This window comes from Stutzerimonas stutzeri, from assembly GCF_051028275.1.
Lineage (GTDB): Bacteria > Pseudomonadota > Gammaproteobacteria > Pseudomonadales > Pseudomonadaceae > Stutzerimonas > Stutzerimonas stutzeri_AS.
Genome location: NZ_CP069269.1, coordinates 3,054,979 through 3,070,059 on the forward strand (window position 1 = coordinate 3,054,979; position 15,081 = coordinate 3,070,059).

General features: G+C 57.3%; 13 protein-coding genes. 1 reads left to right on the forward strand and 12 read right to left on the reverse strand.

What is annotated here, in order from left to right; translation table 11 throughout:
* Positions 1-34 precede the first annotated feature (34 nt).
* Complete coding sequence (locus JQR87_RS14115; RefSeq protein ID WP_407296023.1) at positions 35-1,084, forward strand: glycoside hydrolase family 5 protein; 1,050 nt, start codon at positions 35-37, stop codon at positions 1,082-1,084.
* A gap of 53 nt (positions 1,085-1,137) precedes the next feature.
* Here JQR87_RS14115 and JQR87_RS14120 read toward each other — a convergent pair whose 3' ends face one another.
* The 12 genes from JQR87_RS14120 to JQR87_RS14175 all read right to left on the reverse strand — a co-directional run bounded on the left by JQR87_RS14120 (position 1,138) and on the right by JQR87_RS14175 (position 14,713).
* On the reverse strand, positions 1,138-2,118 hold the full coding sequence (locus JQR87_RS14120; RefSeq protein ID WP_407296020.1) for a phosphoribosyltransferase family protein: 981 nt from the start codon (positions 2,116-2,118) through the stop codon (positions 1,138-1,140).
* Between the two features lie 61 nt (positions 2,119-2,179).
* Positions 2,180-2,944 (reverse strand): glycosyltransferase, encoded by a 765-nt coding sequence (locus JQR87_RS14125; RefSeq protein WP_407296018.1) that lies wholly within the window; start codon positions 2,942-2,944, stop codon positions 2,180-2,182.
* Entirely contained in the window at positions 2,907-4,190 is a 1,284-nt protein-coding gene (locus JQR87_RS14130; protein WP_407296015.1) for a hypothetical protein, read from the reverse strand. Before JQR87_RS14130 ends, JQR87_RS14125 begins: the two co-directional genes overlap by 38 nt.
* Positions 4,191-4,376: 186 nt before the next feature.
* Positions 4,377-5,345: a GDP-L-fucose synthase gene (gene fcl, locus JQR87_RS14135; RefSeq protein ID WP_407296013.1), complete on the reverse strand. Its 969-nt coding sequence runs from the start codon at positions 5,343-5,345 to the stop codon at positions 4,377-4,379.
* Position 5,346: 1 nt separating this feature from the next.
* Positions 5,347-6,471 carry a GDP-mannose 4,6-dehydratase gene (gmd, locus tag JQR87_RS14140; protein ID WP_407296010.1) on the reverse strand — a complete coding sequence of 375 codons (1,125 nt, stop codon included), beginning with the start codon at positions 6,469-6,471 and terminating at the stop codon, positions 5,347-5,349.
* 1 nt (position 6,472) lies between these two features.
* Positions 6,473-6,646, reverse strand: a complete 174-nt coding sequence (locus JQR87_RS14145) for a hypothetical protein (protein ID WP_407296007.1) — start codon at positions 6,644-6,646, stop codon at positions 6,473-6,475.
* Positions 6,643-7,872, reverse strand: coding sequence for a glycosyltransferase family 4 protein (locus JQR87_RS14150; RefSeq protein ID WP_407296004.1), 1,230 nt, complete (start codon positions 7,870-7,872; stop codon positions 6,643-6,645). Before JQR87_RS14150 ends, JQR87_RS14145 begins: the two co-directional genes overlap by 4 nt.
* Positions 7,872-9,260 (reverse strand): lipopolysaccharide biosynthesis protein, encoded by a 1,389-nt coding sequence (locus JQR87_RS14155; protein ID WP_407296001.1) that lies wholly within the window; start codon positions 9,258-9,260, stop codon positions 7,872-7,874. The genes JQR87_RS14150 and JQR87_RS14155 overlap by 1 nt, the downstream gene beginning before the upstream one ends.
* A 14-nt stretch (positions 9,261-9,274) precedes the next feature.
* The gene (locus JQR87_RS14160) at positions 9,275-10,621 is read right to left on the reverse strand and encodes a UDP-glucose dehydrogenase family protein (RefSeq protein WP_407295999.1); all 1,347 of its coding nucleotides are present in this window, start codon (positions 10,619-10,621) and stop codon (positions 9,275-9,277) included.
* A gap of 154 nt (positions 10,622-10,775) precedes the next feature.
* On the reverse strand, positions 10,776-12,980 hold the full coding sequence (locus tag JQR87_RS14165; protein ID WP_407295997.1) for a GumC family protein: 2,205 nt from the start codon (positions 12,978-12,980) through the stop codon (positions 10,776-10,778).
* Positions 12,980-13,513 carry a polysaccharide biosynthesis/export family protein gene (locus JQR87_RS14170; RefSeq protein ID WP_407295994.1) on the reverse strand — a complete coding sequence of 178 codons (534 nt, stop codon included), beginning with the start codon at positions 13,511-13,513 and terminating at the stop codon, positions 12,980-12,982. The genes JQR87_RS14165 and JQR87_RS14170 overlap by 1 nt, the downstream gene beginning before the upstream one ends.
* A gap of 42 nt (positions 13,514-13,555) precedes the next feature.
* Positions 13,556-14,713 (reverse strand): outer membrane beta-barrel protein, encoded by a 1,158-nt coding sequence (locus tag JQR87_RS14175; RefSeq protein WP_407295991.1) that lies wholly within the window; start codon positions 14,711-14,713, stop codon positions 13,556-13,558.
* Positions 14,714-15,081 lie beyond the last annotated feature (368 nt).

Sequence of the window (15,081 nt, forward strand, 5' to 3'; positions counted from 1 at the left end):
GGTATCGACCCCAAGAGCAGATAGAGGTAGCCAGATGTTAAGGACACGTAGTGCTGCAAAACGATCAAAAGGAATACTCCTCGGACTCGCACTTGTGCTCGGGAGTGCCGCTAGTGGTGCTGAAAAAATCGATCTGGTCGGGTTGAACATTGGCGGAGCCGCGTTTTCCGGCAATGTCATCCCGGGAAAATATAAAACAAATTATTTCTTCCCCGCGCCTGACTACTTGGCCGACTGGAAAGCCAAGGGTATCGAGACCATTCGCTTCCCTATCATGTGGGAACGGTTGCAGCCAAAATTGAATGCAGAGCTCGACGAGGATTATGCATCCCTGATCGATCAGACGTTGAAACAGGCGGCCAAGTACGACATGGGCGTCATCCTCGACATCCATAATTACGCCCGCTACCACAAGAAAATCATTGGCACCGAAGATGTACCAATATCCGCCTATGCCGATCTGCTTGAGCGAGTCGCATTGCGCTGGAAGGATGAGAAAGGGCTTTATGCCTACGACATCATGAACGAGCCACATGGCGCAGATGAGTATTGGCCGGCTGCCGCACAGGCCGGTATCGATGCCATCAGAAAACATGACAAGGATCGCCCGCTGCTCATCGAAGGCAACTTCTGGTCTAGCAGCTATCGGTGGCCGAAATACAATGATCCGTTGCTGCAACTGAAAGACCCCTCCGACAAATTGATTTTTTCTGCTCACCTGTACATCGATAAACACGGGAGCGGGCACTACAAGGAGCCGTTGGAAGACAACTTCGACACCATGCTCGGCGTTAACCGCGTAAAGCCTTTCGTTGAATGGCTTATCAAGCACGGCAAACAAGGTCATATCGGTGAGTTCGGTATTCCTGCCGACGATCCTCGTTATCTGGAAGCCATGGACCATCTCCTGGCTTACCTGCAGGAACATTGCATCCCGATCACATACTGGGCAGCAGGCGCTTCCTGGGGTAAATACAAACTATCCATTGAACCCACCAAGGATGGCCGAGACCGTCCACAGTGGGATGTGCTTAGCAAGTACGTCGGCCAGGGCGACTGCAGTCGCATCGGACCGAACCCCTGACGCCATCGCGCTCGCTTGAGGTTGGCTGTAGCGCAGATACAGCCAACCTTGCTTCAGCCCTCTGACGAAGGTGCCACCGGAGCCCATTTAGCCAACATTGACTTGGCCTTACCGACCAACTTGGCTTTTAAACTATGGCCCTTGCGAAGCGTATTGGCCTTGAGGTTATAGACTTGGCCAGGCACATACATTTCGTTTGTCTCGATGCAGTACACAGGCTTACGGCTTAACTTCATGATCTCAACCGCCTGCCTGGCCTCACTCTCAACGAACAACCTCGTCAGCGGTTGCTTCGCATAAACCTCTGCCTTGAACTTGTGATGGATGTTCAACCGGCGGCGCTCTTCCGCAGTAGGCAGGTCGAGCATGTGCAACGTTCCATACTGCACGCCATTGCGCTCCAGCCATTCCTCCGTTTCGGCCCGATACCTTTCCAGCCGGCTGGTTACCAAGTGTGCGACCTTGACCGACGGAATGAACAACGGACGCGTACAGCTTAGGAAGTCCCGATAGTTCGGCCCGTCGTCGTTCTCCTCGGTGGTCGGGTCGACACAAAGTACGCCGTCGATATCCAGACACGCCTGCGCCAGGAACGGGTGGTGCATGATGTTCCATTCGAACACACGAGGCTGCTCGACCAGCTCAAGGTACACGTCGACATGGTGCCGATTGTGCTTTTCAGCGAACGCCGCCATGGTCACTACCTGACCATCGTAGATGGCCCGAACCTGCTCATCCGCAACGCGCATGGACTTGGCCGAAGAGATACTGTCATCGACGAGCAAAATTTTCTTCGCGTCCCTGGGCTTGATCAGTTCAGCATGTTTGTAAGTCCGGGTATTGCCTTTCTTCAGGTCGTCGTTGCGCAGAAACGAATAGAGATCTGTCAGCGGCAGATTCTGTTTCAGCGCGACTATGCTGGCGACAAGCATGCCACTTCTTGGGATGCCAACCACAAGATCGACGTCGTTAGGAATTTTGCTGGCACATTCAGTACTCAGCCGCGATAGATCATTCAGGCTTCGGTAATTCATCGAACACTCTCCTGCGCCCCGGTCTCGTGACAGTCCATTTACTTGCTGGTCGGTTACCTTTTTAACGCCCTAACGAAGAACGCAATTGCTTGGTATGCGTGTGCACGTAATGCAACATATAAAGCGCGAACGCATTGGGTTTGGAAAACTTCAGAAAGCGCTTTCTGATATCCATGTCTTCGCGAATCGCCTCGAAACGGCGCTTATGCGATACACCCGTGGTGTCGAAAATGCATAGCGGAAACGACAGCTGCAAAACTTCGGCTTGCAAATCCAGTCCCTGGAGAAATTCGAGCAAGAGGCAGTAATCGGCGGACAGCTTGTAATCCAACCGGAACTTGTACTGCTTCAGGCGCTCGTTTTCGAAATACATCGTTTGATGACTGGCCGGCAAACCAAGCGGTGCGCGCTCGATGGGCCGGGCGGAAGTGCGTTTCAGTTCCCCACTGGCTTCTTTGCGATAGAAGTCGCCATATACGAACTTCGGTTTGACGGTGGCATTCGTTAGCGCTTCATTGATCCGCTCAAGTACCGTCGGGTCTGCAAACGAATCGCCACTGTTAAGAAACAACGTATAGCCCGGCGTTTCAACAGCTCGTTGGCGTCCCTTTTCCATCGCGTCATAGATGCCTTTGTCCGGCTCTATGGTTATTTCAGCTTTGCTTTCCTGCAAATCTTTCAGCCACTCACCGCTGCCGTCTTTAGAGGCGCCATCAATGACGATCCAGCGAAAGTTCCGGTAAGACTGGCTAGCCAGGCTCCGATAGGTTTCCTTCAGGCCTTCGAAATTATTCCAGTTTATAGTTACGATACTGAAACTGACCATAATTCACCTGTTCTAGATTTGCGTTAAGAGGAGTGTTGGCCGTCTGCAACCTGGCGTAATACAGGAAGAACGCGGCGGCCATTCCATAGACGTCACCCGAGAATGTAAGCGCATTGGAGAGCGTTATATTCAACATACTCACAACGAATGCCAGTTGTAGCGCGGCGAGTAGATTCCCTTTATTCGGACACTGACGCATGACCCAGATAAAGCCGCCGTAGAAAATCAGGACGACTATCGGCGTCAGGAAACCGTAGCGGTGATAGACACCAAATATTCCGACGTCAGCCAGGTAGAAGTGCGAGTTATAGACGGTCGAGAAGCCGCCGTTCCATTGCAAGGACAGCGCACCCATACCGAAATAATTGTTAGCACTGATGGCATTCAGGATGACCGAGACGGTTGTGTCACGGACTCCAGGTCCCGAGGTGGCATCGAACAGCAACGCATCGAATCGCGCGTACTGCTCTTGATAAAATTCCGGAACCAGAAGATATGACACCACCAGAACCGTTATACCGAGCACGGCTAACTTCATCAGCGAGTCGAAACGCTTACGGAAGATCCAAGCGCCCGCCAGCGCCCAGACCAGCATCGTTTGACGTGTCTGCATGACCAGCCATAGATAGGCGACGAAATAAAGAAGGATCGCAAGCCTGCCGAGGGTCACGCGATCTTTCATGCTGTACATCACCATGAACACCGCGATAGTCACGAATGGTGAGCCTATCCGGAAGCGATTGGGGCGCAGCAGGTCTTCATACTGGGTCCAGTCATCCACCGTGAACGACGCAATTTTGTTCTGAGGGATGATGCCCAGGTAATAGGCAAAGCCCAGCGTCGCACAGAACAGAGCGATGTAGAGGAAATACTTAGCCAACTCTTCCTGGGTCGGGGACGCTTTGATCAGCAGAAAGAGTGTCGGGAAGAACACGAGATACTGGAAGAAGCGACGCTCTTCCAACAAGCCATACGGCAGTGGCTGACCGAAGTTGAGATTAGCCAGCACCGCCGAGACGACTGGCAACAAGCAGCCCATGAAGATGATCCACAGGCTGGTTTTTGACTGATAGACCCATTTCCAGGTTACGAACAGGCAAGCAGTAGCCGCCACTACGAGCAGCAGAAACAACTCCTGGAAATACGGAATCCCAGCGCGCTTGTCATCCGTAAGGAAGAAGCATGTGGAATTCAGTAGCAGCAGGATGAACAGCAGATTCTTGTACGCCAGAACTTTCCTTAACAAGCGCTATCCCCAATATCCAGTTGAAGCGGCGAAACAGAGAACCGCACGGTCTGCCTGAGTCCTCAATAGGGTGACTCATCGCGACCCGGAAACATGTGCCATGGATGGACAACAGCAGGGGTCAAAAGGTCCCTGCTGTAAATCCATGAAAGGGCGTTTCCTGGTCGAGTCGCAGCTACGCGCCAGTCAGTGCCGCGCCTGATGCTGATTCTCGACGAACCAGCGATAGGCATCGCGCAAGCCATCTTCAAGGCTGATGCTCGACTGCCAGCCCAGCGCCTTGAGACGTGACACATCCATCAGCTTGCGCGGCGTTCCATCCGGCTTGCTGCTGTCGAACTTCAGCTCACCCTGGTATTCGGTGACCCGTGCGATGGTTTCCGCCAGCTCACGGATGCTGCAGTCGACGCCGGTACCGACGTTGATGTGGGAAAGCATCGGTTGGGTATGCGCTTGATAGACTTCGTCATCCAGTTCCATCACATGCACGCTCGCCGCCGCCATGTCGTCAACGTGCAGGAATTCGCGCTGGGGCTTGCCGCTTCCCCAGATCACGACTTCGTCGTCGCCGCGTTGGGTCGCTTCATGAAAGCGCTTGAGCAGCGCCGGTACGACGTGGCTGTTTTCCGGATGGAAGTTATCGTTCGGACCGTAGAGGTTGGTCGGCATCACGCTGCGGTAGTCACGGCCGTACTGGCGGTTATAGCTTTCACAGAGTTTGATGCCAGCGATTTTCGCAACCGCGTACGGCTCATTGGTTGGCTCGAGCACGCCGGTCACCAGCGCCTCTTCCTTCATCGGCTGTTCGGCGAACTTCGGATAGATGCAAGACGACCCCAGGAACAGCAGCTTGTTGACGTCGTTGCAGTGAGCCGCGTGAATGATGTTCGCTTCCACCATCAGGTTCTGGTAGATGAACTCGGCCGGGTAGGTATTGTTGGCATGGATGCCGCCGACCTTGGCGGACGCCATGTACACCTGATCGATCTTGTTTTCCGCAAAGAAGGCATTCACCGCCGCCTGGTCAACCAGGTCCAGCTCTTCACGGCCGCGCGTGATGAGGTTGGTGTATCCCAACGCTTGCAAGCGGCGGACGATCGCAGAACCCACCATGCCGCGATGTCCCGCAACGAAAACACGTGCGTCACGATTCATATCAATTCTCCACACTCACCGGAATTTCGAAACCGTGCTCTTTGAGCAGGGCGTGGCGCTGGGCGACCTTCAGGTCCTCGCGAACCATTTCGGCGCACATTTCCTGCACGCTGATCTCAGGCGTCCAGCCCAGCTTGTTCTTTGCATTGCTCGGGTCGCCGAGCAGTGTTTCCACTTCCGCCGGACGGAAGTAGCGCGGGTCGATGCGAACCACGACGTCGCCGACCTTGAGCGCCGGCGCCTTGTCCCCTTCGACGCCCGCAACGATGGCGCGTTCATCCACCCCGCTACCTTCGAAGCGCAGCTCGATGCCCAGCTCGGCTGCCGACCACTTGATGAACTCCCGTACCGAGTACTGCACACCCGTGGCGATGACGAAGTCTTCGGCCTGCTCCTGCTGCAGCATCATCCATTGCATGCGCACATAGTCTTTGGCATGACCCCAGTCGCGCAGCGCATCGAGGTTGCCCATGTGCAGGCACTTTTCCAGCCCCTGGGCAATGTTGGCCAAACCACGTGTGATCTTGCGGGTCACGAAGGTTTCGCCACGGCGTGGCGACTCGTGGTTGAAGAGAATCCCATTGCAGGCGTACATGCCGTAGGCTTCGCGGTAATTCACGGTAATCCAGTAGGCGTAGAGCTTGGCCACCGCATAAGGCGAGCGCGGGTAGAACGGCGTGGTTTCCTTCTGCGGGATCTCCTGTACCAGACCATAAAGTTCGGACGTCGATGCCTGGTAGAAGCGTGTCTTCTTCTCCAGGCCCAGCAGGCGAATGGCCTCGAGGATGCGCAGGGCACCCATACCATCGACGTCGGCCGTGTACTCCGGCGACTCGAAGCTGACCGCGACGTGGGATTGCGCGCCGAGGTTGTAGACCTCGTCAGGCTGTACTTCCTGGATGATACGAGTCAGGTTCGAAGAATCCGTCAGGTCGCCGTAGTGCAGAACGAAGTTCTGATCTTCAACGTGGCGGTCCTGATAGATGTGGTCGACCCGCTGCGTGTTGAACAACGAGGCACGGCGTTTGATGCCATGCACCTCGTAGCCTTTTTCCAGCAGAAACTCAGCGAGGTAGGAACCGTCCTGGCCAGTAATTCCAGTTATCAGCGCGCGTTTCTTTTCCATTTCAGAGTACCTGTAGGTTCCAGATGACGAGAGGGGTGTTGAGTTGATGCTGAACAGACAGCGAAGAACCGCCCATGCGGCCTGCCCCGCCTTGCAGATGATTGAGTCGATAGTTGGCCGACGACGTTAACGGGGCGTTACCGCCCTGCCCGGTGCGGACAAACGGTCCGCTCATGCGAGCATCTCCTCGTACAGCGCCTGGTACTGGCGAGCAATGACGGGGCTATCGAAACGGGTCACGATCTTTTCCCGGGCGTTGAGCGCGAGTTGCGAGTAGTCGGCTTCGCCAGTGACCCACTCGACGCCTTCGGCCAACTCCCGAGCCTCGAATGGCGCAGCCTTATAGCCGTCGTGCTTATGCGTCACGATGTCTTTCGGCCCGGTTGCATCGAAGCACACCACTGGAGTTCCGCAGCCCATGGCTTCGGCCAAGGTCTTGCCGAACGCTTCCATCAGGCTCGGTGCAATGAACACATCCGCAGCCGAATAGAGCAGGCGCAGCGAGATGCTGTCGTGCAGGTAGCCAAACGAGGTGTAATCAAAACCCAAGGCATCAGCGACGGACTGGTCCAACTTGCCGAAAAAGCACAGGTGGTACTTGGCCGGGTCGAGGTGCGTGAGCATCTCAAGATATTTGCCGAAGCCCTTGTAGGTATCTTTCGCGCTGGTGCATCCGGTCAGGATGATCTTCTTCTCTGTATTCAGACCCAGCAGTTGCCGCGCCAGGGATTTGTCCAGCGGAAAAAATTCACTGGCATCCACGTTGTTGTGGATGGTGCGCACATCGAAGTCCCGGAACAGAAGGCTCTGCCTCGCCTGTTCGGACACCCAGTCGCTGATGCCGATCATCTTCATCGACTCAGGCAGATATTTGCGCTTGCGGTTGAGCACGAAGCGCGACAGGTCTTTGTCCGAGCCGCTGCCAAGCTGATCGCAACTGCCACAGCCAGTGGTGAACTTTTCGCAGCCCATGGCGTAATGGCAGCCGCCAGTCATCGGCCACATGTCACGCATGGTCCAGACAATCGGCTTGCGCAGCTTGGCGAGGTGTTTCATGTCGACGAAGCCGCCATTGACCCAGTGCAGGTGCACCACGTCCGCCTCGCGACACTCTGCGCTATCCGTGAAATCGGCGCCCATCACACCAGCGCTGAACATGCCCGACTTGCGCTTACGGTACACGCTGGCGAACGCCTGGTCGGCCTGACTTCTGGCGATGCTGATGATCTTGTCTTTCTTACTACGGCTGACAGACACCACCGAGGTGTCGCCATGGGTGACCTGGCTGTTGGTATAGACGAGGGAATCGACGCCCAGCGAGCGCAGCCCCTGGTGCAACCAGTACGCGCCTCGTGCCGCGCCCCCGGTCAGTTCGCCAGCGACCAAATGTAAAACCTTCATCAATCGACACTCTCTTCTGAATGCTTGGCGTTTCGCTGAGCTGCGTACCACCGACGCGATGCGATCAGCACAATCACGATCAACGATGAATAGATAACGATGCTGGCAACGGCGAATGCTTGAACGGTGGCCAACGCATTGCCGATCAACAACGCACCGCCAAACAGTGAAAGCACGCGCAGGCTGGTGCTGAATATCTCGAACAGCAGGAAGCGGGCCTGCAGCGACAACGCCGGGACCGCGACCACGCAAGGGCGCGAGACGAAAATCACGTACTCGGCCAGCGCCAACCAACGGGCATATTCCCCGGCGACCTGCCACTGCTCGCCGAACACCAGCGCGAACAGCCAGGGGCCGAACACCACCACGATGGAAAACGGCACCAGACCGACCAGCCCCAGCGCGGCCGTCGCCTTGAGCAGCATCGTCGCAACCGGCTCGCGGTCATGGATGGCGCGGCTGATGCGCGGGTAATAGACATCGGCTACCGACTTGCCGATCAGGTTGGTCGGCATGGTCAGCGCCTGCTTGCAGAGGGCGAAGAAGCCAGCAGCAGCCGGGCCGAAATAAGCGGCAAGCACCAGCGTCGGCAGATGCTGCGACACCGCGTTGATGAGCATCACCGGCGCGCGAAACTTGGGGAAATCGCTGTGCCTGCGAGCCAATTCGAGCATGCCGGGGCTGCCCTGCTCGGTTTCTTCCCCACGATTGTCCGCATGAGGCTTGGCTCGCAGCATCGCCACCCCTAGCATTGCCGCATGCAGGGCTTGTTGCAGTGCGGTCGTGCAGACCAGTACCAAGGCCGAGGACTGGACGAGACCGGCCACCGTTCTCATCGAATTGAAGAGCAACGAATGCCCCACCGCCACGCTCGCCGTAATACGGAAACGCTGAGTACGGAACAGCCATTGCTGACTGATCTCCAGCGCCGCGCCACAGAACATCACGAACGGAATGAGCATCAGGTACGGCTGGATGATCTCGATCTCCAGCGCCGCCGCCAGCCGATCGCCGAAGAACAGCAGCGTCAGCCCGACGACCGTCGCCAGCGCCAGCGCTGTTACCAACGCCAGGCGCACCAACCCACGCGCATCGTTATCGCGCTTGGGCAGTACGATAGCGATGGGATAAGTCAGCGCAGCGACCGGGATCAGCATCATGGTCACACTGAGGAACGTGCCCAGGACGCCGTAGGCTTCCGGACCGTAGATACGCGTGATCACTGGCATGAACGCCAGCGTGATCGCCTGCGCTCCGGCGGTCCCGCTCACCACTGTAAGGATGTTGCGCAGCAGTTTGCTGCGCATGCTTCCATGCAGCAATGCGGCCAGCTTTTCTCTCACCGGGGAAGCACCACGCTGCATGCCGGACTGATCGATGGCGCTCACTCGCTGCCCCTCGCTCAGGCCTGAACCGGCTGGCGACCGATGCCGTAGTAGCTGAAGCCTTCACGCTTGACCTGCTCACGGTCGTACTGGTTGCGTCCGTCGACGATCAGCGGTGTCTTCAGCAGTTTCTTGAGTGCGCGGAAGTCAGGACGGCGGAACGGCTTCCATTCGGTAACCAGGCACAGCGCATCGGCGTCGATAGCGGCTTCGTACTGGCCCTCGACGATCTGCAGGCGGCCCTCGTTGAACCAGCTTTCGGGGAACTCACGACGGGCCGTCTCGCGCGCAACCGGATCAAAGGCTTGAACCTTGGCACCTGCCTCGATCAGGCTCTTGATCAGCACCACGCTTGGCGCTTCACGCATGTCATCGGTGCCCGGCTTGAACGCCAATCCCCATACCGCGAAGGTACGACCGCTGAGGTCACCATTGAAGTGAGCGGACAGCTTGTTGAACAGCGAATGCTTCTGCTGATCGTTGCGTGACTCAACAGCCTGCAGCAGCTTGGGCTCGAAATCGTTCTGATGAGCGATGTTGATCAACGCCTTGACGTCTTTGGGGAAGCAAGAGCCGCCATAGCCACAGCCGGCGTAAATAAAGTGATAGCCAATTCGCTCGTCCGAGCCAATGCCCAGACGCACATTCTCGACATCCACGTCGAGGCGCTCGCAAAGGCTGGCGATCTCGTTCATGAAGGAAATCTTGGTCGCCAACATCGCGTTGGCGGCGTACTTGGTCATTTCCGCGTCGCGGATCCCCATGAACATGGTGCGCGGGCGATTACGAATGAAGGGTGCGTAGAGTGCGCTCATCACCTGGCGGGCGTGCTCGTTGTCAGCGCCGATGACGATCCGGTCCGGATGCATGAAGTCATTGACCGCTGCACCTTCCTTCAGAAACTCGGGATTGGAGACGACCGAAAATTCAATGTCCACGCCGCGCGCCTGCAAGCGCTCGGTAACCGCTGCGCGCACGAGGTCCGCAGTACCCACCGGTACAGTCGACTTGTTCACGACGATTGCCGGGGCGGTCAACATGTCGCCGATCTGCCTGGCGACCTCCAACACGTAGCGCAGGTCGGCGGAGCCATCTTCTCCCGGCGGCGTGCCGACCGCGATGAAGAACACCTCAGACTGCTCGGCCGCCTCGGACAAGGAGGTGGTGAAGTGCAAGCGACCGGACTGATGGTTCTCAGTGACGATCTCTTCGAGGCCCGGCTCATAGATAGGCAGAATGCCCTGCTTCAGGTTATCGATCTTGGCCTTGTCGACATCGACGCAATAGACCGTATTACCCATCTCCGCGATACAGGCACCGGTAACCAGCCCGACGTAGCCGCTTCCAACGACGGTGATATTCATAGCAGGATCCTCGATTCATACATTGATACAGGCGTGCCTCGGCGCGACCCAATTCTGGCGGCCGTTGGCGCAATTCTCTTGCTTGGGCAGGTCAATCCGAGGCGGGCCCGTTGCATGGCTGGACACGCCTCGGTAAAGGATCGAACGAGCCGGTTCAGACCGTTTGTGGCTCGCTGTACCCGTAATGGTCGTAGTAGCCACGGAACTGACCGTTCTTCTTGGCTTTTTCGATATCGACGTTATTGAGCACCACACCCGTTACCGGCGCATTGCTGTTCTGCAGCTGGCTCACGCCTTTCTGTACGTGGGGGATCAGCGTGCTGTCGGATTTGACGACGTAGATCACCGCGTCGGCCAGCGTTGAAAGAACTGCGGCATCGCTGACCGCCTGGCTCGGCGGCGAATCGATGATGACGCGGTCGTAACGGCCTTTGACCACTTCGAGCAGTTTGGCGAAGCGCGGCGACGACAGCAGCTCCAGCGGATTGGAAGGCACTGCACCGGCAGCGATCATGTCCACGTTGCCGACGGTATGGATGCAGTCTTCGAGCTTGGCGTTACCACCAATCAAATTCACCAGGCCGGGTGTGCCCGGCTTGAAGTCGAACGCCTTGTCCAGCGTCGCCCGTCGCAGGTCGGCATCGATCAGCAGAACACGATGCAACTGGCCCATGGCAAACGCGAGATTGGCAGAGACCGAACTCTTGCCTTCACCCGGTGCGGTCGAGGTGATGACCAGGACCTGACGAGGCTGGCTGGCCTCGGTCAACAGCAGGTTGGTACGGATGGTCCGTACAGCTTCGCAGAAACGCTTGTCCCCGCTGCGCTCGAACAGATGGCTGACTTCCTTGCGCAACTTGCGTGGCACCTGCGGCACGATGCCCATGACTGGCAGACCCAGCTTGTTCTCGACCTCTTCGGAACTCTTGAAAGTGTTGTCGAGGATTTCGCGGATGATCGCCTGGGCGATACCCAGCACCAGCGCCAGGAACAACGCCACCACAAGAATGAGCTTCTTGTTCGGCGCGCTTGGCTCGGTCGGCGGGATGGCGGCATCGACTACCCGAGCATTGGTAGAGCTCAGATCCGACGTAGCAGTGGTTTCCTGCAAGCGGGTCATGAAGGTGTCGTACAGCGCTCGGTCGCTTTCAACCTGACGCTGCAGGTCGCGTACCTTGAACTCCTTACGGGAGATGTCCTGGATGCGATCCTTGTTATCGTCGAACGACGCCTTGAGCGAGTTCTCGTTGGCCACGGCCAGCTGGTAGTTGCGCTCGATGCTGGCCACGACCTGCTCGACCTGCTGTTTCAGACTGGCGGTGGCGGCATTCAGGTCGGATCGTGCGGAAACCATCGCAGGGTGACGGTTGCCATAGCGACGTGAGAGGTCTTCGACGCGCGACCGGGCATGTGCCTGGTCTGCCTTGAACTGCTGAATCAAGGGATGACCCAACACCGCCGGCACGCTAGCCAGACGTTCCCAGCCCTGGTTGCGCATGGACTCGACCTGGCGATACTGGCTTTCGGCCTCGGCACGCTGACGGCGGGCGTCGATCATGCGATCACCCGTAAGCGAAAGCTCGTTGGCACTGATCGTGCCCACACCGTTGAGGTCGACCAGACCTTCCGCATCGAGATAAGCCTGGAGACGATCTTCCGAGGCCTGCAGATTCTCACGCAGGGAAACCAGTCGATCATTCATCCAGCTTGCGGCCGTCATCGACATATCGACCTTGGCTTCCAGCTGCGCTTCGATATAGGCCTGCGCCAGTCGGTTGGTGGCTTGTGCAGCGGTGATGTTATCCGCCATGGATACCGCCAGATAAACCAGTTGGCTCTTGCCCTCGACCCAAACCGAGGTGCGCTCCATGAATTTCTGGGTGGCGTAATCCATCACCTCGGCTTCGGTGAGCGGCTCCGGCTCTTCACCGGCCAGCGTATCGATCAACCCGCTGATATCGACCAGCGGGCCCGGCTGCTGCCGCAGGTCGAACTCCGGGTGTTCCGTCAGATTCAGGTCACGAACAACACGCTCTGCAACGCCACGGCTCTGCATCAGGCTGAGCTGTGTCTGCAGATACTCGCTAAGTTCGACAGGCGTATCGGCAGCCGGTTGAAACGACAGAACAGGCGTGCCCTTGGTCTCGATCAGTACCGAGGCAACCGCTTTATAGATGGGCGTCATGCGCGACAACAGGAACAGCGTGAGCACGGCGACGATCGCCACCAGCAGGATGATTCCCCACTTGCGCGACCAGATGGCATGCCAGATCTTTTTCAGATCAATGAAGTCGCTATCAGGCGCCGGCCCCCCAACGGGGCGCTGCCATGGCCGATCCGGGCGAACTGGGCTATTCATCAAAAGAATCCTTCATCGATGTTGATCGTGTCGCCAGGGCGAACCAAGGTATTCATGGTGGCTTTTTCTTCCTCACGGCTTCCTTGCGAGCCGCGCACAATGGTCATGCGCTTGGTCGAGGCACGCTCGGTCAGGCCGCCCGCCAGCGCAATGGCGCGATCGAGCGTCAGGCCGGGCTGGAACGGATAACCGCCTGGCAACTTCACTTCGCCTGAAATGTAAAACTCGCGATAGTTCGCAACCGATACCGACACCCTCGGATCGATCAGATAGCCATCCTTCAGCTTCTCGACCAGGATGTTGCGCACTTCACCCGGTGTCTTGCCATTGGCATCCACCTCCCCGATGAAGGGAAAGGTAAAGGTGCCGGCGTCTGTCAGGCGAATCTCCTCGAAGGTCAGGTCCGGTTCGCCATGCACATTGATGCGAATGACGTCGCCCGACCCCAACTGGTATTGAGCAGCGGTGGCACCGGCGCTCAACGCCAGCAACAGCAGCACTGAAAAGAATTTCATGATGTTCGGGATGCGCATGAGTGGCTCCTCCTTAGGCACTGGTTTACGTCCTACCCGGCCTCAAAGGCTCAGGTCGAAACTCAGCAGGTAAACGTTACGATCGTAGGTTTCCCAGCTCAGACTGGAGTCGTTTTCGGTTCTGAGATAGGAAAGGGTCACGTCGATCCAGCGATCCGGCGACCAGGTCACACCAGCGCCATAACCGGTGCGCTCATCGTCCCGGTTGATGCCCTCGTACTCGCGATCCGAGAATCGGTAGAGCAATTCGCTCGATATCCGCGACGTCCATTCGTGATTCCAGGTCGCGATCGTGGTCCAGTCATTGATGGTGCTGGCACCGTCATCACCTTCGTCGAAGGCGCGGCGAGAATTAATTTTGAAAACCGAATAGCTACGCGGCTTGTAGGTGACTCCGACCTCCCACATGGGGCTTGTGAAGTCTTCCCGCTGATTACTATCGAAGTCCTTGCGCTCGGCGCCCAGCTTGAAGCTGCCGGAGGTCTTGGCGGTGGCGTCCCAGGTCGCGCCACCCAGCAACGCCACGTTGGTGCTGTCACGCAGCGCGCTGGAGAGCTTGTAGTCGTGATCGGTATGGCGAACTTCGATCAGGGAACGGGTCTTGGAGCCCAGCCGATGAAACCAGATCGAGTTGAACATCAGGCTGTCGCGCTCTTCGGCAGCATTGATATTGCCGCTGTTGTGGTAACGGCGCCGCTCGTAGTGCGTACCAAATTCGAGCTGGTTACGAGCTGTCCGTGCACCGAAACGATAATTGGCCTGAGCGATGGCGGTGCTGTACTTGTCGTTTTCGGTATTGGTTTCCGTATCGGCCGTTTCCTCGACCCGATGGTAGGCAAGCCCCCAGGTCAGACGGTGGCGGGAGGTGAACTCCATGGCGCTTCTGAGCCGCAAGTGGTGGTCAGTGTTGCTGGCTTCGGAATCCGAATGAAAGGTGTCGTTATTCAGGGAGTATTCGAGTTCGTATTCGCTGTTGCGGTTACCCGTTCCCAGTACGAACGTTGGGTTAATACCGGTCACCCAGGAGGCCTGTTCATTCTCGGACAGACCTCGGTAGTTGTCGTCATAGCTCTCTCGAACGACCAGCGTCGGAGTGAACTCGAACCCACCAATCTGAATATATCGGGGATCGCTGTCTGCCCAGCTTTCGGTAGCTGCAACACACAGTATCGATAAGCACGGAAGCGTGATCTTCCTCATTTGGAATCCCTTCTCGGAGATAAATTGTTGTACATGCCTACCTCTGGCCGCGACGCCTGGTTGTAGTGAGGAGGCATAGACACGCAACAGACCGCAAATATCCCCGACAGTTGCACTTTCTCTGAGCGGCACTGATTCTGAGCGTCAATGACTAATCCCCTATCCCGCCGTCCAACGGTGATTCCAGCCAAGCTACCGCCCCTGCGACCGGTGCTCTGCGCCTGTTTTCCAATCCATCAGCCACCCACAGACGACCACCGGAGCAGCGGCCATGGGCCGAGCGCTGGCGAACGAGACTTCGGGTTAGGTCTTATTGTTAGAAGGGGGCGGTTCGTGAACCGCATCGGTGCAATGTGCTTACCGCTTTC

Excerpts from the sequence above, each read along its gene's own strand:
- JQR87_RS14165 (WP_407295997.1), bottom strand. The coding sequence starts at position 12,980 with ATGAATAGCCCAGTTCGCCCGGATCGGCCATGGCAGCGCCCCGTTGGG.
- JQR87_RS14145 (WP_407296007.1), bottom strand. The coding sequence starts at position 6,646 with ATGAGCGGACCGTTTGTCCGCACCGGGCAGGGCGGTAACGCCCCGTTA.
- fcl (WP_407296013.1), bottom strand. The coding sequence starts at position 5,345 with ATGAATCGTGACGCACGTGTTTTCGTTGCGGGACATCGCGGCATGGTG.
- JQR87_RS14160 (WP_407295999.1), bottom strand. The coding sequence starts at position 10,621 with ATGAATATCACCGTCGTTGGAAGCGGCTACGTCGGGCTGGTTACCGGT.
- JQR87_RS14150 (WP_407296004.1), bottom strand. The coding sequence starts at position 7,872 with ATGAAGGTTTTACATTTGGTCGCTGGCGAACTGACCGGGGGCGCGGCA.
- gmd (WP_407296010.1), bottom strand. The coding sequence starts at position 6,471 with ATGGAAAAGAAACGCGCGCTGATAACTGGAATTACTGGCCAGGACGGT.
- JQR87_RS14175 (WP_407295991.1), bottom strand. The coding sequence starts at position 14,713 with ATGAGGAAGATCACGCTTCCGTGCTTATCGATACTGTGTGTTGCAGCT.
- JQR87_RS14170 (WP_407295994.1), bottom strand. The coding sequence starts at position 13,513 with ATGCGCATCCCGAACATCATGAAATTCTTTTCAGTGCTGCTGTTGCTG.
- JQR87_RS14125 (WP_407296018.1), bottom strand. The coding sequence starts at position 2,944 with ATGGTCAGTTTCAGTATCGTAACTATAAACTGGAATAATTTCGAAGGC.
- JQR87_RS14120 (WP_407296020.1), bottom strand. The coding sequence starts at position 2,118 with ATGAATTACCGAAGCCTGAATGATCTATCGCGGCTGAGTACTGAATGT.
- JQR87_RS14115 (WP_407296023.1), top strand. The coding sequence starts at position 35 with ATGTTAAGGACACGTAGTGCTGCAAAACGATCAAAAGGAATACTCCTC.